The 17389-nt window shown below is 73.0% G+C and carries 18 protein-coding genes; 6 read left to right on the plus strand and 12 right to left on the minus strand.

The features are described 5' to 3' along the window. Positions 1-207: 207 nt before the first annotated feature. Complete coding sequence (locus tag ELQ40_RS16305) at positions 208-1683, minus strand: PLP-dependent aminotransferase family protein (protein ID WP_127794631.1); 1476 nt, start codon at positions 1681-1683, stop codon at positions 208-210. A gap of 63 nt (positions 1684-1746) precedes the next feature. Here ELQ40_RS16305 and ELQ40_RS16310 point away from each other — a divergent pair, with 63 nt between their 5' ends. Beyond that, positions 1747-2451 carry a YitT family protein gene (locus ELQ40_RS16310; RefSeq protein WP_127794632.1) on the plus strand — a complete coding sequence of 235 codons (705 nt, stop codon included), beginning with the start codon at positions 1747-1749 and terminating at the stop codon, positions 2449-2451. Here the strand turns inward: ELQ40_RS16310 and ELQ40_RS16315 are convergent. After that, positions 2430-3188: a MerR family transcriptional regulator gene (locus ELQ40_RS16315; protein ID WP_127794633.1), complete on the minus strand. Its 759-nt coding sequence runs from the start codon at positions 3186-3188 to the stop codon at positions 2430-2432. The genes ELQ40_RS16310 and ELQ40_RS16315 overlap by 22 nt on opposite strands. 200 nt (positions 3189-3388) lie before the next feature. Between ELQ40_RS16315 and ELQ40_RS16320 the strand changes: the two genes are divergently transcribed. Genes ELQ40_RS16320 through crcB form a run of 4 tightly spaced genes read left to right on the plus strand, consistent with a single transcriptional unit; the run spans position 3389 to position 5743 of the window. After that, a complete protein-coding gene (locus ELQ40_RS16320; protein ID WP_127794634.1) occupies positions 3389-4243 on the plus strand; it encodes a DUF4097 family beta strand repeat-containing protein in 855 nt (284 codons plus the stop codon). Continuing rightward, on the plus strand, positions 4240-4872 hold the full coding sequence (locus ELQ40_RS16325; RefSeq protein WP_127794635.1) for a PadR family transcriptional regulator: 633 nt from the start codon (positions 4240-4242) through the stop codon (positions 4870-4872). The genes ELQ40_RS16320 and ELQ40_RS16325 overlap by 4 nt, the downstream gene beginning before the upstream one ends. Positions 4873-4922: 50 nt before the next feature. Next, complete coding sequence (locus ELQ40_RS16330) at positions 4923-5366, plus strand: CrcB family protein (protein WP_127794636.1); 444 nt, start codon at positions 4923-4925, stop codon at positions 5364-5366. Further along, a complete protein-coding gene (gene crcB, locus ELQ40_RS16335; protein WP_127794637.1) occupies positions 5363-5743 on the plus strand; it encodes a fluoride efflux transporter CrcB in 381 nt (126 codons plus the stop codon). Before ELQ40_RS16330 ends, crcB begins: the two co-directional genes overlap by 4 nt. Positions 5744-5746: 3 nt before the next feature. Here crcB and ELQ40_RS16340 read toward each other — a convergent pair whose 3' ends face one another. Both ELQ40_RS16340 and ELQ40_RS16345 read right to left on the minus strand, forming a co-directional pair. Then, on the minus strand, positions 5747-6112 hold the full coding sequence (locus tag ELQ40_RS16340; protein WP_127794638.1) for a hypothetical protein: 366 nt from the start codon (positions 6110-6112) through the stop codon (positions 5747-5749). Next, a complete protein-coding gene (locus tag ELQ40_RS16345) occupies positions 6109-6774 on the minus strand; it encodes a copper resistance CopC family protein (protein ID WP_127794639.1) in 666 nt (221 codons plus the stop codon). The genes ELQ40_RS16340 and ELQ40_RS16345 overlap by 4 nt, the downstream gene beginning before the upstream one ends. 123 nt (positions 6775-6897) lie before the next feature. Here ELQ40_RS16345 and ELQ40_RS16350 point away from each other — a divergent pair, with 123 nt between their 5' ends. Next, positions 6898-9012, plus strand: a complete 2115-nt coding sequence (locus tag ELQ40_RS16350; protein WP_370296452.1) for an APC family permease — start codon at positions 6898-6900, stop codon at positions 9010-9012. A gap of 42 nt (positions 9013-9054) precedes the next feature. On the opposite strand, the gene ELQ40_RS16355 is transcribed toward ELQ40_RS16350, so the two are convergent. The 8 genes from ELQ40_RS16355 to ELQ40_RS16390 form a co-directional block, all read right to left on the minus strand. After that, positions 9055-9858, minus strand: a complete 804-nt coding sequence (locus ELQ40_RS16355) for an alpha/beta fold hydrolase (protein ID WP_127794640.1) — start codon at positions 9856-9858, stop codon at positions 9055-9057. Between the two features lie 62 nt (positions 9859-9920). After that, entirely contained in the window at positions 9921-11450 is a 1530-nt protein-coding gene (locus ELQ40_RS16360; RefSeq protein ID WP_127794641.1) for an aldehyde dehydrogenase (NADP(+)), read from the minus strand. 82 nt (positions 11451-11532) lie between these two features. After that, positions 11533-12534: a proline racemase family protein gene (locus ELQ40_RS16365; protein ID WP_127794642.1), complete on the minus strand. Its 1002-nt coding sequence runs from the start codon at positions 12532-12534 to the stop codon at positions 11533-11535. Positions 12535-12594: 60 nt separating this feature from the next. Further along, positions 12595-13509 carry a dihydrodipicolinate synthase family protein gene (locus ELQ40_RS16370; protein ID WP_127794643.1) on the minus strand — a complete coding sequence of 305 codons (915 nt, stop codon included), beginning with the start codon at positions 13507-13509 and terminating at the stop codon, positions 12595-12597. Then, on the minus strand, positions 13506-15065 hold the full coding sequence (locus tag ELQ40_RS16375; protein ID WP_127794644.1) for an FAD-dependent oxidoreductase: 1560 nt from the start codon (positions 15063-15065) through the stop codon (positions 13506-13508). Before ELQ40_RS16375 ends, ELQ40_RS16370 begins: the two co-directional genes overlap by 4 nt. Continuing rightward, the gene (locus ELQ40_RS16380) at positions 15062-15385 is read right to left on the minus strand and encodes a (2Fe-2S)-binding protein (RefSeq protein WP_127794645.1); all 324 of its coding nucleotides are present in this window, start codon (positions 15383-15385) and stop codon (positions 15062-15064) included. The genes ELQ40_RS16375 and ELQ40_RS16380 overlap by 4 nt, the downstream gene beginning before the upstream one ends. Beyond that, positions 15382-16584, minus strand: coding sequence for an FAD-binding oxidoreductase (locus ELQ40_RS16385; RefSeq protein WP_127794646.1), 1203 nt, complete (start codon positions 16582-16584; stop codon positions 15382-15384). Before ELQ40_RS16385 ends, ELQ40_RS16380 begins: the two co-directional genes overlap by 4 nt. 127 nt (positions 16585-16711) lie before the next feature. Continuing rightward, positions 16712-17380 carry a GntR family transcriptional regulator gene (locus ELQ40_RS16390; protein ID WP_127794647.1) on the minus strand — a complete coding sequence of 223 codons (669 nt, stop codon included), beginning with the start codon at positions 17378-17380 and terminating at the stop codon, positions 16712-16714. Positions 17381-17389: the final 9 nt, after the last annotated feature.

Below are 17389 nucleotides of genomic sequence, written 5' to 3' on the forward strand. Positions count from 1 at the left end.
GTGCCGGCCGTGCCGACGGTTCGGCCGAACCGGTGGCGGCGGTGCTCCTCGCGCCGCGCCGGTGCACCACCGGGATCGCAAGGGGGATCCGACGGAGGAGCAGGGGGAAGCGGCGGCGGCGGTCCCGTGTTCGGCGCGGACCGTCGCCGTCTCCGTCATGCGGTCGGACGTCATGCGCCCGGACGGCGTGCGTTCGGCGGCGTACCCTCAGACGACGCCCGACAGCAGTCCGGCGTCGGCGGCCGGCATCCCCGGCAGCGACTCCCACGCGAGTCGCAGGGCCCGCACGGCCCCCTCCGTCTCGGCCGCGGAGTAGCAGATGGGCAGCCGCAGGAACCGCTCGAAGGCGCCGTCGATGCCGAACCGCGGGCCGGCGGCGATGACGAGCCCGTGCGAGCGCGCCGCGAGCGCGAGTTGCGAGCTGACCGGTGCTCCGAGGCCGACCCAGGTCACGATGCCGCCGTCGACGTGCGGCACGTGCCACTCGGGGAACGCGTCGGCGAGCAGCGTCTCGAGCAGGTCTCGGCCGGCACGCAACTGCTCGCGCCGTAGTGCGAGGACGTCGTCCATGCGCTCGAGCGCGCGAGCGGTGATGAGCTGCTCGAGGATGGGCGTGCCGAGGTCGCCGGGCGCCCGCACCGCGAGCAGGCGCCGGATGAGCGACCGGTCGGCGCGGATCCAGCCGACGCGGACCCCGCCCCAGACGGTCTTGCCCGTCGACCCGATGAGCACGGCGGGTCCGTACGCGGCGAGGGGCTTGAAGGTTCCGCGCCGGTCGATGTCGAGTTCGGCGATCGTCTCGTCGGCGATGACGACGGTGCCCTGGCGGGCGGCGGCGTCGAGCACGTGCTCGCGGGCCTGCTCGCTCATCGTGCGCCCGGTCGGGTTGTGGAAGTCGGGCATCAGGTACGCCGCCACCGGGTTCGCGTGGCCGAACGCGCGCGCGAACGCCTCTCCCTCGTCGGCCGGGCCGGCGGTCCACTCCGCAGATCCTCCGAGCCCGCCGCCGTCGTGCGGCGCGACCGCGACGGGCACGAGCCTCGCGCCCTCCACCCGCAGCGCCTCGTACGCGTGCGGATAGGTCGGCGTCTCGATCACGGCGCGGTCGCCGCGGCCGATGAGCGCCCGCGACAGCAGCGCGATGGCGTGCTGGGCGCCGATCGTGACCATGACCTGGTCGGGTGAGGTGGGCAGGCCGCGCGCGGTGTACCGGTCGGCGATGGCCTGCCGGAGCACGGGCGTGCCGATGGGGTCGTATCCGGCGTCGCCGAGGTGGGCGGGCAGTTCGTCGGCCGCCTCGCGGGCCAGGTCGGGCAGCCACGGCAGGGCGGCCGGCGCCGCCTTCGAGAAGTCGATGAACCCGTTGCCGCCGGGCGCCGGCGGCAGGCTGGGCGCACCGGGCAGCCGGGCGACCGAGCCGGACCCGCGGGTGCTCGTCAGCAGGTCCTGCTCGCGCAGGCGCCGGTAGGCGGCGGTCACGGTCGTGCGGCTGAGCCCGAGCCGGTCGGCGAGGTCGCGTTCGGCGGGGAGCCGGGTGCCCACCGTGATGCGTCCGTCGATGACGAGGAGCCGGATCCGTTCGGCGAGCGCGCGGTACGCGGCATCCGTCGTGGGGGATTCGTCGCCGCGCCAGGGGCCGAGGAGGGTCTCGAGGCGGCGGGCGCTCAGCGTGGCATCCGACATGCGAGCCAGATTATGCGAATTGGCATCTTGCTGGAAGGCCAATCTCGGAATTGGATGGAAGGCATGCCACGCCGCCTGCCCTCGTTCGACGATCCCGCACCGCTCCTCACGCGCCGCCTCGTGCAGCTCATCGTGGGTCTCGTGCTGTACGGCTTCGCGATCGCGATGATCGTGCGCGCGGCCCTCGGCGTCTCCCCGTGGGACGTGCTGAGCCAGGGCCTCGCGAAGCAGACCGGCCTCACGTTCGGAACCATCACGTTGATCGTGAGCGGTGTCGTGCTGCTGCTGTGGATCCCGATCCGGCAGCGGCCCGGATTCGGCACGATCATGAACGCGATCCTGATCGGCCCGGCCGCCGACCTCGGGCTCTTCCTCATCCCGGAGTCGCTGGACCTGTGGGTGCGCATCCTGCTGCTGCCGGGCGGCATCCTGCTGCTGGCGGTCGCGACCGGCCTCTACATCGGCGCCGGCTTCGGACCCGGTCCCCGCGACGGGCTCATGACCGGCCTGCACCGCGTGACCGGATGGCGCATCTGGATCGTGCGCACCGGCATCGAACTGACCGTGCTCGCACTGGGCTGGCTGCTCGGCGGCAACGTCGGACTCGGCACCGTGCTGTTCGCGGTCACGATCGGCCCGCTGTGCGGCTGGACGATCGCGCGGTTCACCATCCGCCGGGTCGGCGGACGCCGTGACCCCCGAGGCGGGACACCTCGGGGGTCACGACGGGCGGGAAGCCGAGGCGACTACAGCGCCGCCTCCGCGTAGACGCGCAGCGCGTCGCGCACGAACCCGGCACCCTCGGTGCCGCCGTAGTTCGCCGCGAACCGCGGGTCGGCGACGTACATCTCGCCGAGGCCGAGCACGTAGCCCTTCACGTCGCCTCCGGGCGCCGCGGTCGGCGTGCCCGGGATGCCCGTGAGCCACTCGACGTGGCGCTTCGCGAGCGCCTGCGCCTCGACCGAGGCCGGGTCGACGCCGCGCGTCGCGGCATCCGCCCAGTCGGCGGCGAGCTGCGCGGTGCGGGCCTGCCAGGCCGTGCGCTCCGCGTCGCCCATGCCGCGCCACCAGCGGTCGCCGCGCTCGTACGCGTCGGCACCCCAGCGCTCGGTGACCTCTTCGCGGTACTGCGTGTGGTCGAATCCGTCGAACATGTCGTGAGCCATGATCTGTTCACCTCCTTCCACGGCGTGCATGGTCTTCTCGACCGACGCGATCTGCCGCGCCAGTCGTTCCTGTTCCTGTCGGAGCCACTCCAGGTGGCCCGCCAGGGCATGGACCTCGGATGCCTCGCCGGCGAGCACCTCGCCGATCGCGGGCAGCCCGAGCCCGAGTTCGCGCAGCAGCAGGATGCGCTGCAACCGCACGAGCGAGGCCTGGTCGTAGTGGCGGTAGCCGTTCGAGCCGACCCGGCTCGGCGGCAGCAGGCCGAGGTCGTCGTAGTGACGCAGGGTGCGGCTCGTGGTGCCCGCGAGTCTCGCCACCTCCTGGATCGACCAGTCCATGTGCTGCTCCTTTCCGAGAACCGGGTGATTCCCGGATGCTTCCAGCGTAGAAGTTGACGTAGCGTCAAGGTCAACCCGGAAATCGCTGAACCGGCTTGCCGACCCCGAAAACGCGATATATCTTGATTCTCAGAGACGCGATATATCGCGAGTTACGAGGCGGGAGTCGCCCCGGACTTCCGCACGACAGGAGGAATCGAATGTCCATCGAGCAGTGGGTGATCGCACCCGGCGAAACGCGGGTGATCGACCTCGAACTCGTCCGCAACCTCAAGATCAGCCTCATCGGCGGCAAGGTCGACCTGATCGCCCACGACGAACCGGGCGCCCGGGTCGAGATATCCGACGTCACCGGCAAGGACCTCAAGGTCTCGATCGACGGCGACCGCCTCGAGATCGACCACCCCCAGCTGCGCTGGGACAAGTTCATCGACGCGTTCAAGGGGTACGCCGGCAACGCCAAGGCGCAGGTGTCGATCCTCGCGCCGCGCCACGCGATCGTGAAGCTCGGCATCGTCTCGGGCGACGCGCTCGTCAGCGGCTTCGACGGCGACGCGAAGTTCAGCACCGTCTCCGGCGACGTCGTCGTCGACAACCACTCGGGAGACGTCGAGCTCTCGACCGTCTCGGGCGAGGTCTCGGCCGGCAACCACACCGGCCGGGTCACCGCGCACTCGGTCTCGGGCGACATCATCGCCTCCGGCGACATCGTCGGCTTCAACGCCGACACGGTCTCGGGCGACATGATCGTCGACGCGCACGGCACGCCGTCGCGGATCGACACCAACACCGTCTCGGGCGACCTGACCGTGCGGTACGCCGAGGGGTCCGGCTCGCGCTTCCGCATCAACACGGTCGGCGGCACCATCGTGCTCGACGACAGCCGTTTCAAGGGCGTGCTCGGCAAGGGCTTCGAGTACTCGACCGGCGAACTCGCCGGCCAGTGGCTCGACCTCGCCGCCAGCAGCGTCGCGGGCAACATCTCCGTCATGCGCCGCGAGAAGGCCGCAGCGGATGCCCCGGACACCGGTGCAGCGGAGGAGACGGGCGAATGACCCCACCCGTCTTCGCCCACGGCAGCCTCCGGCTCTACCTGCTCGCGCTGCTCGCCGAGCACGCCCGGCACGGGTACGAGCTGATCCAGGCGCTCTCCGACCGGTTCGGGGGCACCTACTCGCCGAGCGCCGGCACGATCTACCCCCGCCTCGCGAAGCTCGAGGAGGAGGGCCTCGTCGAGAAGTCCGTCGACGGCCGAAAGACCGTCTACGCGATCACCCCGGCGGGTCGAGCCGAGCTCGAGCGACGCCGCCCCGAACTCGACGCGATCGAGGACGAGGTCGACGACTCCGTGCGACGGCTCGCCGACGGCGTGCGCGCCGAGGTCGACGAGGCCATGCGCACGCTGCGCGCAGAGCTCGCCAACGCGGCCCGGGAGGCCAAGCGCGCGGCGAAGGACGCCCGGATGCCGTCCGGTCCGTCGGCCGCTCCGTCCGCCGGGCAGGCCGAGTCGAACCGCGCCGTGCACGAGGCCGACCTCGTCATCAACGAGTTCCGGCAGCAGTTGCGCACCGACCTGCGCGCCCAGGCGCACCGGGCCGGGCTCTCCGCGGACACGGTGTCGCTGCTTCGCGCCCGGCTCGCCGAGGTGCGTGCGGAGGTGCTCGGGTCGTTCGGCGAGCGCTGAGGTCGGCGGTCCCGCGCGGTTCCATCCGGCCGCTCCGCTAGCCTCGGCGTGTGCGCGCGATCCTCGCCGTGTTCGTCGGCGGCCTCATCGGCACCGGACTGCGGTTCGGTCTGGACCTGCTGCTGCCGCACGGGGACGACGCGTTCCCCGTTTCGACACTGGTCGCGAACCTCGCGGGCGCACTCGCGCTCGGAACGCTGGTGGGCGGGCTCTGGACCCGGCCGTCCACGCCCGCCTGGGTCAAGGCCGGTGCCGGGGCCGGACTGCTGGGGTCGTTCACGACGCTCTCGGCGGTGATGGCCTCGCTCGTGCTCCTCGCCGGCGCGGGGTCCTGGTGGACGGCCGGCGCCTACCTCGCCGTGTCGCTCATCGGCGGGATCGGCCTCGCGTACGCCGGGCTGGTCCTCGGCGCTCGGCTGGTGCACGGCCGGGTGCCGCCCGAGGCCGTCGAGCCCGGTGACCCCGGCCGTCCGGGCCGCGGAGCCACGACATGACCGCCGCCCTCACGCCGTGGATCGCCGCTGCCGTGCTCGTCGCCGGCGCGATCGGCGCCGTCGCGCGCTACGGCCTCAGCCGCGCGCTCCCGGTGCGCGATGGCCGCATCCCGCTCGGCATCCTGATCGCCAACGTCGCGGGCTCGGCCGTCGCCGGAGTCGTCATCGGCCTCGCCGAGCGCGCAGCGGTCGGCGACGACGTCCGGGTCGTGCTGGTGACCGGGTTCTGCGGCGGCCTCACCACGTTCAGCACGTGGACGGTCGAGACCGTGGAGCTCGCCCTCGCGCGCCGTGCCCGCGCCGCGGTGGCGAACGTCGCCGTCACCCTCGCAGCGGGCCTCGCGGCGTGCGCCGCGGCATACCTGCTCGCGCGGTGAGACCTACTCGCCCACCGGGCGGGTGCGCGACAAGCGCCCGTCGAGGTCCGGCCAGGGGATGCGGATGTCCTCGGTCGGGAGCAGCGCCTTCGACAGCAGGGCGTCGCGCAGCACGATGCCGTGCGGCGAGAGCTCGGCGATCGACAGGGCCTGCTCGCCGCCGTCGAGGTGCCACGAGTCGGCGAGCTCGCCGATGCCGCGGTCGAGCAGCAGCTCTTCGGCGTCGACGTACGACTGGGCTTCGCCGACGGCGTGGCCGAGCAGGCTGCGTGCCTGCACCCGGTCGAAGTCGGGCGTCAGCGGGTCGAGGTAGCCGACCGTCTCCGCGTCGGAGCGCCGCACGGCGACCCAGTCGGCGACGTCGCTCACGCGCGGGGCTCCGTGCCGTCACCGGGGCGCGTGGCATCCGTGCCCGGTGCGTCCGTGCCCGGCGCCCGGCGCCCCGTCTTCACGATGAGGGCGATCACGAGGCCGATCACGGCGAGCGCGCCGACCACGAATCCGGCGATCAGCCAGCCGTTCGGCGCGTCGGTCGCCTCACCGGCGTCCTCGGATGCCGGGTCCGTCGCGGCGTCGGACGCGTCGCCACCCGCGGCCCGTCCATCCCAGACGCCGGTCGCACCCGCGCCGACGCCGAAGTCGATGGTTCCCTCGATCGGGTGCCCGTCGCTCGAGACGACCCGCCAGCGCACCTGGTACTCCCCCTCGAGGTCGGCGGGCAGCGTCGCAAGCACGTCGGGCCCGAGCACCTCGGTCTCGCCGGTGTCGATCGCCGAACCCTGCTCGTCGACGACCTCGATCACGGTGCCGACGACGATGACGTTGTCACTGAACGTCAGCTCGACCTGCTCTGGCGCGGCCTCGAACACCTCGCCGGGCTCGGGCGTCGAGCCGAGGAGCTGGTCGTGCGCGGAGGCCGGCTGCGCCGCGCCCGCGATGCCGAGCAGCAGGCCCGCGGCGAGCGCGGTCGCGGCCATCGCGGCGAGTCGTCGGCGGGCACGCGGAAGCAGGGCGGAGGGGGCGAGGGTCATGTCGACAGGCTACCAACCGGAACTTCGGCGGGACCTGCGGAAACCGGTCGGCGACGTCCCGCCCCGCGCGTCCGCCGATCGGCGGACTTGACATCGGATGCCGCGGGAGTAGTGTCATCCGCCGTGACGAATGAGGGGGATGCCCGCGACGCCCCACCCGCGGAGCTGAAGTCGCCGAAGCACTGGATCATCGGCGACCCGCTGCCGACGGAAAAGCTCGAGGGCCAGCTCCTGCCCAAGAAGCTGGCGCTGCCGATCTTCGCGAGCGACCCGCTCTCGTCGGTCGCCTACGCCCCGCAGGAGCTCGTGATGATCCTCCTGGTGGGCGGGCTGGCGTTCCTCAGCTTCGCCCCGTGGGTCGCGCTCGCGGTGGTGGTGCTCCTCGTGACGGTCGTCGCGAGCTACCGCCAGCTGATCCGCGCCTACCCGTCGGGCGGCGGCGACTACGAGGTCGCGCACCGCAACCTCGGCGAGAAGGCCGGGCTCGTGGTGGCATCCGCCCTGCTCGTCGACTACGTGATGACGGTGGTCGTGTCGGTCGCCTCGGGCGTCGACAACATCATCTCGGCCATCCCCGAGCTCAACCCGTGGCGGGTCGAGCTCGCCGTGCTGTTCGTCATCATCCTGGCCGCCGTGAACCTGCGCGGGGTCAGCGAGTCGTCGAAGGCGTTCGCGGTGCCGACGTACCTGTTCATCGGCAGCGTCTTCGTGATGATCGTCGTCGGACTGACCCGCACGCTGCTGGGCGACCCGCCGGTCGCCGAGTCGGCGCAGTACGAGGTCGAGGGCGAGTCGCTCACGCAGGCGGCGGTCGTGCTCCTGCTGCTGCGCAGCTTCGCGAGCGGATGCTCCGCCCTCACGGGCGTCGAGGCGATCTCGAACGGCGTGCCCGCGTTCCGCGTGCCGAAGATCCGCAACGCGCAGCTCACGCTCGTCGCGATGGGCGGCATCGCGATCACCCTCTTCGCGGGCCTGACGACGGTCGCGCTCATCGCCGACGTGCACTACGCCGAGGTGCCGTGCCACCTCATCGGCTGGGAGGGCTGTGCCACCGAGCCGCAGCAGAGCCTCATGGCGCAGGTCGCGGGGGCGACCTTCGGCGAGGGGTCGTTCCCCTTCTACCTGATCCAGGCGACGACGGCGCTGGTACTGCTGCTGGCCGCGAACACCGCGTTCAACGGGTTCCCGCTGCTCGGCTCGGTGCTCGCCCGCGACGGGTACGCGCCGAAGTCGCTCTCGACGCGCGGCGACCGCCTCATCTTCTCGAACGGCGTGCTGATCCTCGCGCTCGCGGCGAGCATCATCCTGATCATCTTCCAGGCCAACCTGACCGTGCTGATCCAGCTCTACATCATCGGCGTGTTCGTCTCGTTCACGCTGGGCCAGACGGGCATGGTGCGGCACTGGGTCCGCGAGCTGCGGCGAAGGCCCCATCCGGCCGGCAGCGCGCGCAGCGGGCGGCCCGGTCGCCAGGCCACCGACGACGACCGGGCGCTCTCGCGCGGGGCGATGCAGCGCGCGCTCGTCATCAACGCGCTCGGCGCCACCATGACCGCGGTGGTCCTCGTGGTGGTCACCGTCACGAAGTTCACCCACGGCGCATGGATCGTGTTCGTGCTCATGCCGATCCTGTTCCTGCTCATGATGGGCGTGCACCGCTACTACCGCGACGTCGAGCGCGAGATCGCCGTCGACCCGACCACGACCTTCGGCGCGCAGGGCGACCACGCGATCGTGCTGGTCGGCCGCATGCAGAAGCCGACACTGAAGGCGCTCGACTACGCGATCGCCGCCCGCCACGACTCGCTCGAGGCCGTGCACGTGTCCATCGACGAGGCCGCGACCAAGCAGCTGAAGAAGGACTGGGTCAAGCAGAACATCCACGTGAAGCTGCGCATCCTGTCGTCGCCGTACCGCGACCTCAGCCACCCGCTGATCCAGTACCTCAAGCAGCACCGCCAGGAGCACGGCTCCGAGGTGATCACGGTCTACATGCCGCAGTACATCGTGGGGCACTGGTGGGAGGGCATCCTGCACAACCACAAGGCGCGGCGCATCCGGCAGAAGCTCATGCTCGTGCACGGCGTGACCGTCGCCCTCGTGCCGTGGCTGCTCGACTCGTCCGACCTGATCTACGGTCGACGCTCGCGGCCGCTGCCCGGCCAGGACCGCCGCGGCGAGCCCGTGCGTGCGGTGCCGCGCCGCGAGGTGTCGGACGCGAAGGCGAAGCAGCGGTAGCGCGCCGCGCCGCGACACCCCCTCCCGCCTCGCCGGATGCCGTCAGGGCGTCCAGCCGCCGAGGATCCGGAGCAGCGCCCCCGAGGCTGCCTCGGGTGCGTCCCAGGTGACGAGGTGACCGGCCCCGGGGATCACGAACTCCGAGGCGCCTTCGGCCTCGGCCCACCGCGGCATCGCGGTCGCGATGTTGCCGGTGCGGTCCTGCGCTCCCCGGACCAGGCCCAGCGGAACCGGGGATCGGTACCCGGGGTCGGGATCGACGAATGACACGACGGCTCGCCAGACGTCCAGGAAGACCGGCTTCGGCATCCTCGCGAAGGTCTGCTCCACCCGCTCGACCGCCCACGGCGAGACGGCGGAGGCGCGCGCCATGAGGCCGGGCAGCCTGCGAGCCGGAACGAGCGCGAGCGACGGGGCCGCAAGGCGGAGCGCTCGTCGTTCGAGCGCGGAGAGCGGGCCCGTGTTCCAGGTCGAGTCCATCGCGATGAGCCCGAGCACCCGGTCGCTGCGGGCCCGGGCGAACGCCTGCGCGAGGTTGCCCCCGAGCGAGTGCCCCACCAGCACGGCCCGGTCGATCCGGCAGGCTGTGAGCAGGGCGTCGAGGTCGTCCAGGGCGTCCGTCGCGGTGAACCGTGTCCCGGGTGCGAGGGTCGAGGCGCCGTGCGCGCGAAGGTCCCACGTGATCACGCGGTAACCGGCCCCTTCCAATGCTTGCGCCTGGGCGTCGAACATCGTGCGGTCCAGGCCCGCGCCGTGGGTGAGCACCACGGGCGTTCCGTCGCCCTCCGAGTCCGTGAATGCGATCGCCGCGTTCGGACGCCTGAGTCGACGGTCGGGAGGCACCATGCTTCGAATCTACGGGGGCGCGGCGATCGAGCTCCGGGGGCACGGCGGGCGCCGACGAGCCGTCAGGCGATCGTCCCCCACGACGTCGACTCCCCGGCGGGCGACCGCCGCTGCGGCACGCCCCACGGGTTCGCATCCTGCAGCGCGGGCGGCAGCAGCGCCTCGGGCACCGACTGGTAGGCGACCGGTCGCAGGAAGCGGGCGATCGCCGCGGTGCCGACCGACGTCGTCGACCCGGCATCGGTGGTCGCCGGCCACGGACCGCCGTGCTGCATCGCGGGCGTCACCGCGACCCCGGTCGGCCAGCCGCCGACGAGCACGCGCCCCACCCGGTCGGTCAGCGCACGCAGCAGCGCTCGGGCCGCATCGGATGCCTCGCCTGCGGCATCCCCCGTCGCCTCCCTCGATGCCTCGGACGAGCCGAGGTGCACGGTGGCGGTGAGCTCGCCCTCGACGAACTCCTCGACGAGCGCCGCGAGGTCGGCGCCCTCCGGCACCTCGACGAGGATCGACAGCGGCCCGAACGCCTCCTCGGCGAGCGCGTCGCGGGCGGCGCGGAAGTCGTCGAGCGACACCCTGAGGATCGTCGGCGTCGCCCAGCCGTCGCCGTCGTCGTCGACGCGCAGCACCCCGCCGGCGACCGCGACGACGCCGGGCGCGCCCAGCACCGCGTCGCGGCGAGCGCCGAAGCCGCGCGTGATCCCGCCGTTCAGCAGCCGGTGCTCGGGTACCTCGGCGGCGGCGTCGGCGACGAGGCCGGCGAACCGCTCGTCGGCCGGCGCGAACACGAGGCCGGGCTTGGTGCAGAGCTGCCCGGCCGAGCCAGAGACGCTCGCGACGAATCCCGCGGCGAGTTCGCCGCCGCGTTCGTCGAGGGCTGCGCGGGTGACGAACACGGGGTTCACGCTTCCGAGCTCGCCGTAGAACGGGATCGGCGCGGGGCGCGCGGCGGCGAGGTCGGCGAGGTGCCGCCCCGCCCGCAGCGAGCCGGTGAACGACGCGGCCCGGATGCGGGGGTGCTGCAGGATCGCGACGCCCGCCTCGACGCCCTCGACGACCTGGAACACGCCGTCGGGCATGCCGGCGTCCGCGAGCGCGGCGGCCACGATGCGCGCCGTCGCGCGAGACAGCTCGGGATGGCCCGGGTGCGCCTTGAGCACGACGGGGCACCCGGCGGCCAGCGCCGACGCGGTGTCACCGCCCGCGACCGAGAACGCGAACGGGAAGTTCGATGCCGCGAAGTTCAGGACCGGGCCGACGGGCACGAGCATGCGCCGCACGTCGGCCCGAGGGCCGAGCGCGAAGCCGGGATCGGCGTCGTCGATCCTGACGTCGAGGTACGAGCCGTCGAGCACGGTCTCGGCGAAGAGCCGCAACTGCACGGTGGTGCGGCGGAGCTCGCCGCGAAGGCGCGCCTCGGCGAGCCCGGTCTCGCGCATGCCGATCGGCACCAGGTCGTCGGCCGCGGCGTCGAGCGCGTCGGCGACGGCCACGAGGGCTCGCGCCCGCTCGGCGGGGCTGGTGTCGGCGAAAGGTGCGGCGGCCGCCGCCGCGGTCTCGGCGATCAGGTCGACGTCGTGCAGGTCGGTCACGGTGCAGTGCTCCTGTGGTGCTGGTGCTGGTGTTGGTGTTCGTACCGGCGTTCCGGCGCGGTGCTGCGGCGCCGGCCTCGGGTCAGAACTGGAACCCGGTGGGGAACGGGTCGCTGGGGTCGAGCAGGTACTGCCCCATGCCCGTCACCCACGCCCGGCCGGTGATCGTCGGGATCACCGCCGGCCGCCCGTCGACCTCGGTCTCGGCGATCAGGCGCCCGACGAACCGGCTGCCGATGAACGACTCGTTGACGAAGTCGGTGTCGAGCGCGAGCTCGCCGCGCGCCCACAGCTCCGCCATCCGTGCCGACGTGCCGGTGCCGCACGGCGACCGGTCGAACCATCCCGGGTGGATCGCCATCGCGTGCCGCGAATGACGGGCATCCGATCCGGGTGCGATGAACTCGACGTGGTGGCAGTGGTCGAGACCGTCGATCGTCGGATGCCGCGGCGGCGCCTCGACGTTGATCGCGTCCATGATCGCGAGCCCGGCCTGCAGGATGTCCTGCTGGCGCGCCCGGTCGAACGGCAGCCCGACGTCGTCGAGGTCGACCATCGCGTAGAAGTTGCCGCCGAAGGCCATCGAGTACGGCACCGTGCCGAGCCCCGGCACCTCGACCGAGGCATCCAGCACGTCGACGTAGCTCGGCACGTTCTCGATCGTGACCGAGTCGGCGTGGCCGTCGCTGACCTGGACGCGCGCGATCACGAGCCCGGCCGGGGTGTCCAGCCGGATCTCGGTGACGGGCTCGACGACGTCGACCATGCCGGTCTCGACCAGCACGGTCGCGACCCCGATGGTGCCGTGGCCGCACATCGGGAGGCACCCCGACACCTCGATGTAGACGACGCCCCAGTCGCAGTCCGGCCGGGTCGGCGGCTGCAGGATCGCGCCGCTCATCGCGGCGTGCCCGCGCGGCTCGTTCATCAGGAACAGCCGCAGGTCGTCGAGGTGCGCCATGAAGTGCAGGCGCTTCTCGTTCATCGTCGCGCCGGGGATGACGCCGACGCCGCCGGTCACGACGCGCGTCGGCATCCCCTCGGTGTGCGAGTCGACCGCGGTGATCACCCGTGAGGAACGCATGGTCCCATCCTCCTGCCGGTTGCCGGGCTCACGCCCGGTGGTCGATGTGCGGTGGGCGCCTCAGCGCGACGCGATGTAGTCGAGCGCGGCCTGCGTCTCGCGACGCACCTGCTCGGCGTGCTCGGGGATGAGCGGGCCGCGCGGCGGGCGGGTCGGGCCGCCGTAGCTCTGGCCGGCGAAGTCGATCGAGTACTTGATCGCCTGCACGAACTCGGTCTTCGAGTCCCAGCGGAACACCGGCACGAGGTGGCGGTACAGCTCGCGCGCCTCGTCGATGCGTCCGGCCTGCACGAGGTCGTAGATCTCGACGGCCTCCTTCGGGAACGCGTTCGGGTATCCGGCGAACCAGCCGGTGGCGCCCACGACGAGCGACTCGAACAGCAGGTCGTCGGCGCCGGCGATCACCTGGATGTCGCAGCGCTCGCGGATCTCGAGGACCCGGCGGATGTCGGCCGTGAACTCCTTGATCGCGACGACGTTCTCGAGCTGCGCGAGCTCGGCAACGAGGTCCGGCGTCAGGTCGACCTTGGTGTCGAACGGGTTGTTGTAGAGCATGATCGGCAGGCCGACCTCGTTGAGCCGGGTGTAGTGCTCGACCACCTCGCCGCGGTTCGCACGGTAGATCGTCGGCGGCAGCGCGAGCACTCCGTCGGCACCGTCCTCCTTCGCGTACTCGGCCCACTTCACGGCCTGGTGCCAGCCGACGCCGTGCACGCCGGCGACGACGATGCCGCGGCCGCCGACGGCCTCGACGGCGACCTGGATCACCTTGCGTCGCTCCTCGTCGGTCAGCGACGAGTACTCGCCCAACGAGCCGTTCGGCCCGACGCCGCGGCATCCGTTGGCGATCAGGAAGTCGCAGTGCGCGGCGAATCGGTCGTAGTCGACGGCGAGCCCGGCGGGGGCCGAGGCGTCCTCCTTGAAGGCGAGGGTCGTCGCGACGACCACGCCGCCGAGGTCGAAGGTGTCGGTCATGGGGTTTCCTTTCGTGGAGCGGGTTCGGGTGCACCCGATTCGAGTGCGCCTGGTTCGGATGCGCCGGCGGGTCGGGTGACCCCGGCGAGTTCGGAGAGCCTGATCGGCGCGGCGATCGGTCGCCGGTCGGTGCTGACGCCGTCGGCGAAGCCGCCGCCCCCGGTCCGGTCGGTGCCGCCGAGCAGGTGCTCGACGGTGCGGCCGCAGATCCGGCCCTGGCAGATGCCGAGGCCGGCTCGGGTCGTGAGCTTGAGCGAGCGGAGCCCGGTCGAGCAGGTCGCGTCCGCGGTGCGGCGGAGCCGGCCGTAGGGCACCTCCTCGCAGCGGCAGACGAGCGTGTCGTCGCGCAGCCACGCCGTCCACCCGGGGCGGATGCCGTGGGCCCGCTCGATGCGGGCGGCGAAGTCGTCGAAGGTGCGGCGCGCGCGCACGGCGCGCGAGACGGCCGGGTCGTCGGATGCCCCGCCGGCGGCGGCGTGACCGGCGAGCGTACCCTCGGCGAGCGCCGCGTCGACGCCGCCGATGCCGGTGATCTCGCCGGCGGCGTACACGCCGGGCACGCTGGTGGCCTGGCGCTCGTCGACGATCACGAAGCGGTCGGAGGAGATCGCGCAGCCCGCGGCGATCGGCAGTTCGAGGCGGGGCGTGAAGCCGTGGCTCACGCACACCGCGTCGGCCTCGACGCGGCGCTCGGTTCCCGGCACGGGCCGCCAGTCGCGGTCGAGGTCGGCGATCGTGACGGCCTCGACGCGGTCGACGCCGTGCGCGGCGACGACGGCGCTGCCGGTCCGGTACGGGATGCGGTGGCGGACGTGGTTCCACGCGTAGCCGGCGAGCTCCGCGGCCTTGCCGCCGGCGCCGAGGAGCGCCCAGGGCCTGGGCAACCAGCCCGCCACGAGCGCACCGGGGCGGTTCGCCTCGTGCACGCCGAGCACCCGCGCCCCTGTCGCGGCGAGCGACGCCGCGACCGGCAGGAGGAACGGGCCGGCTCCGGCGACGACGACGCGCTCGCCGACCGCGACCCGCTCACCCTTCGCGAGGGCCTGCGCGGCGCCGGCGGTGAACACGCCCGGCAGGTCCCAGCCGGGGAACGGCAGCGTGCGGTCGTGCGCGCCGGTCGCGAGCACGAGGGCGTCCGGGCGGATGCTCCGGGCCACCCGGTCGGCGCCGTCGACGGGTCCGACGAGCACGTGCACGACCGGGCGACCGGTGTCGCCGTCGCGCGCCGACTCGTCCGCTCGTGGAGAGGCACCCGGGTCGGCGTCGGCGACGCCGGGCTCGATCGCCCACACCTGCGCGCTCGTGAGCACCTCGCAGCCGGGGTCGGCCGCGAGGTCGCGACGCATCCGGTCGAATCGCTCCCACCCGTGGTGGAGCACCCGCTCGCGCGCCGAGGGGCGTTCGGCCGGAAGGTGTCGCCAGTACTGGCCGCCGAGGTCGTCGGCGGCGTCGAGCAGGGTGACGGCGGCGCCACGGGCGCGGGCGGCGAGCGCCGCGGCGAGGCCGGCGGGGCCGGCGCCGATCACCAGGACGTCGGTCGTCACGACCCCGGTCATCCGTGCACCTCCGGCAGCGCGTCGTGCTGCGACTCGACGACGTCGCCGTCGTTCGCGCGGCGCTGGCAGGCGCGCACGTCGCGGTCGCCGTTGACGGTGACGATGCAGTCGAAGCACACGCCGATGCCGCAGAAGAGCCCGCGTGGGCGCCCGTCGGCCGACGTGCGCCGCCAGGCGATCCGCCCGCTCGCGAGCACGACGCCCGCGATCGTCTGCCCGGCCACGCCGGGCACGGGCTCGCCGTCGATGCGGATCGTGATCGGCGTCGAGGCGCCGGGCCGGATCGGGTCGGACCCGGCGGGGAGCAGGCGCGCGCTCATGCCACCGCCTCGAGATGGGGCTGCAGGCTCGCGCGTGCGGGAGAGAACGGCGCCGGGTCGATGGGCGCCGGGTCGATGGGCGCGGCGCCGCCCGTCATCTCTGCGACGAGGAGTTCGGCCGTCGACAGCGAGAGCCCGATGCCCGCCCCCTCGTGGCCGGTCGCGTGCCAGACGCCGTCGACGCGGTGGTCGGCGCCGATCACCGGGAGGTGGTCGGGCATGTAGGGCCGGAAGCCGCCGTAGGCGCGCATCACCGAGGCGCCCTCGAGGAACGGGAAGAGCCGCAGGGCCTTCGCGGCGACCTGCCGCAGCACCTCGACGCGGAACCGGTCGTCGAAGCCGACCTGCTCGCGGCTCGAGCCGATGAGCACGGTGCCCGCGGCGGTCGATTCGACCACGCTCGAGGTCTGCAGGGCTGCGTCGCTCGACTGCGTCGCACCGAAGTAGTCGCCGTCGTAGACCTTGTGGAACACGCGGTGCGGCATGCGGGTAGTGACGAGCACCATGCCGCGTCGCGGCAGCACGGGCAGCGGTGCGCCGAGCGCGGCGCTCACGGCGCCCGTCCACGGGCCCGCCGCGACGACCACGCGGGCGCAGGCGATGTCGCCGGCGGTCGTGTGCAGCTCGGTCAGGCGACCGTTGCGGTCGCGGGTCGCGCCGAGCACCTCGACCCCGGTGCGCACGTCGGCGCCGTGCCGGCGCGCGGAGGCGAGCAGCGCCTCGGCGGCGATCACCGGCTGCACCTGCGCGTCCTCGGGGTAGTGCACGGCCGCTGTGATCGCGGGGTTCAGGTGCGGTTCGAGGTCGAAGGCCTCGTCGAGGCCGATCACCCGGGCGTCGACCCCGGCGGCACGCTGGCCGTCGGCGAAGGCGGTGAGGGGCCCCGCGCCGGCCTCGGTCGTGGCGACGACGAGGCCGCCCTTGGGTTCGTACTCGATGGCGGGGAAGTCGGGTCCGAGTTCGGCGGCGAGCTCGGCGGCGACGACCGGCCAGAGGGCCGCCGCGCGGCGGGCGAGGTCGAGTTCGGGCCCGGGCGCCTTGTCGGAGAGCAGCAGGTTGCCCTCGCCGCGGCCGGTGGTGCCGGATGCCGCGGCCGAGCGCTCGAGCACGACCACGCGCAGCCCGGCGACGGCCAGGGCGCGGGCGCAGGCAGCGCCGACGATGCCGGCGCCGATCACGGCGACGTCGTGGGTGGTCATGCCGGCACCTCCTCTGGCGGTCGATCCAACAGTAATATGTCACACATTGTGGGGTTTGGAAAGTCACTGCGCGGCCCCGTTTCGGGGGTCGCGGGACTCGGGCCGCGCGGAGCCGCCGGTCGGGGAGCTACTCCCGCTCGGGATTCCCCGCCCACCAGCCGAGGGTGTGGTGGATGTGCCGGTGCATGAGCTCGCGAGCCGCCGTCGCGTCGCCGGCCGCGAGGTGGTCGAGCAGCACGAGGTGCTCGGCCGCCGATTCGCCGAGCCGATCCGACTCCAGCATCGTCGCGAGACCCACCAGCCGGGTCCGCGAACGGAGGTCGCGCACGATGTCGACCAGCAGGCGATTGCCGACCATGCGGGTCAGGGTGAGGTGGAACTCAAGGTCGGCGGTGAGGTACGCCTGCAGGTCGCCCGTCGCCGCACCCTCGACGATCTGGCTCGCGACGGCGCGCAGCTCCTCGAGGCGCTCCGACGGGAACCCGCGCGCGAGCCGCTCCATCGCCGGCGGCTCGAGCAACTGCCGCACCTCGACCAGCTCCCGCAGCACCTCGTCGCTGACCTCGGTGACCCGGAACCCCTTGTTGCGCACCGGCTCGACGAACCCGCGCCCCTCGAGGTCGAGCATGGCCTCGCGCACCGGCGTCGCCGACACGTTGAACTGCGCCGCGAGCGTCGGCACGGTCAGCAGGGTGCCCGGCGCGAGCTCACCCGAGATGATCGCGGCGGACAACGCCTGCTCGACGTGCGCACGCAGGCTCCGCTGCTCGGGCATCCGTACCGACTGCAGGCTCATCCCTGGCCC

This window comes from Agromyces sp. LHK192, assembly GCF_004006235.1.
Taxonomy (GTDB): domain Bacteria; phylum Actinomycetota; class Actinomycetes; order Actinomycetales; family Microbacteriaceae; genus Agromyces.

Excerpts from the sequence above, each read along its gene's own strand:
- ELQ40_RS16345 (WP_127794639.1), bottom strand. The coding sequence starts at position 6,774 with ATGACCCTCGCCCCCTCCGCCCTGCTTCCGCGTGCCCGCCGACGACTC.
- ELQ40_RS16305 (WP_127794631.1), bottom strand. The coding sequence starts at position 1,683 with ATGTCGGATGCCACGCTGAGCGCCCGCCGCCTCGAGACCCTCCTCGGC.
- ELQ40_RS16375 (WP_127794644.1), bottom strand. The coding sequence starts at position 15,065 with ATGACCGGGGTCGTGACGACCGACGTCCTGGTGATCGGCGCCGGCCCC.
- ELQ40_RS16355 (WP_127794640.1), bottom strand. The coding sequence starts at position 9,858 with ATGGTGCCTCCCGACCGTCGACTCAGGCGTCCGAACGCGGCGATCGCA.
- ELQ40_RS16320 (WP_127794634.1), top strand. The coding sequence starts at position 3,389 with ATGTCCATCGAGCAGTGGGTGATCGCACCCGGCGAAACGCGGGTGATC.
- ELQ40_RS16370 (WP_127794643.1), bottom strand. The coding sequence starts at position 13,509 with ATGACCGACACCTTCGACCTCGGCGGCGTGGTCGTCGCGACGACCCTC.
- ELQ40_RS16310 (WP_127794632.1), top strand. The coding sequence starts at position 1,747 with ATGCCACGCCGCCTGCCCTCGTTCGACGATCCCGCACCGCTCCTCACG.
- ELQ40_RS16325 (WP_127794635.1), top strand. The coding sequence starts at position 4,240 with ATGACCCCACCCGTCTTCGCCCACGGCAGCCTCCGGCTCTACCTGCTC.
- ELQ40_RS16315 (WP_127794633.1), bottom strand. The coding sequence starts at position 3,188 with ATGGACTGGTCGATCCAGGAGGTGGCGAGACTCGCGGGCACCACGAGC.
- ELQ40_RS16385 (WP_127794646.1), bottom strand. The coding sequence starts at position 16,584 with ATGACCACCCACGACGTCGCCGTGATCGGCGCCGGCATCGTCGGCGCT.
- ELQ40_RS16365 (WP_127794642.1), bottom strand. The coding sequence starts at position 12,534 with ATGCGTTCCTCACGGGTGATCACCGCGGTCGACTCGCACACCGAGGGG.
- ELQ40_RS16380 (WP_127794645.1), bottom strand. The coding sequence starts at position 15,385 with ATGAGCGCGCGCCTGCTCCCCGCCGGGTCCGACCCGATCCGGCCCGGC.
- crcB (WP_127794637.1), top strand. The coding sequence starts at position 5,363 with ATGACCGCCGCCCTCACGCCGTGGATCGCCGCTGCCGTGCTCGTCGCC.
- ELQ40_RS16390 (WP_127794647.1), bottom strand. The coding sequence starts at position 17,380 with ATGAGCCTGCAGTCGGTACGGATGCCCGAGCAGCGGAGCCTGCGTGCG.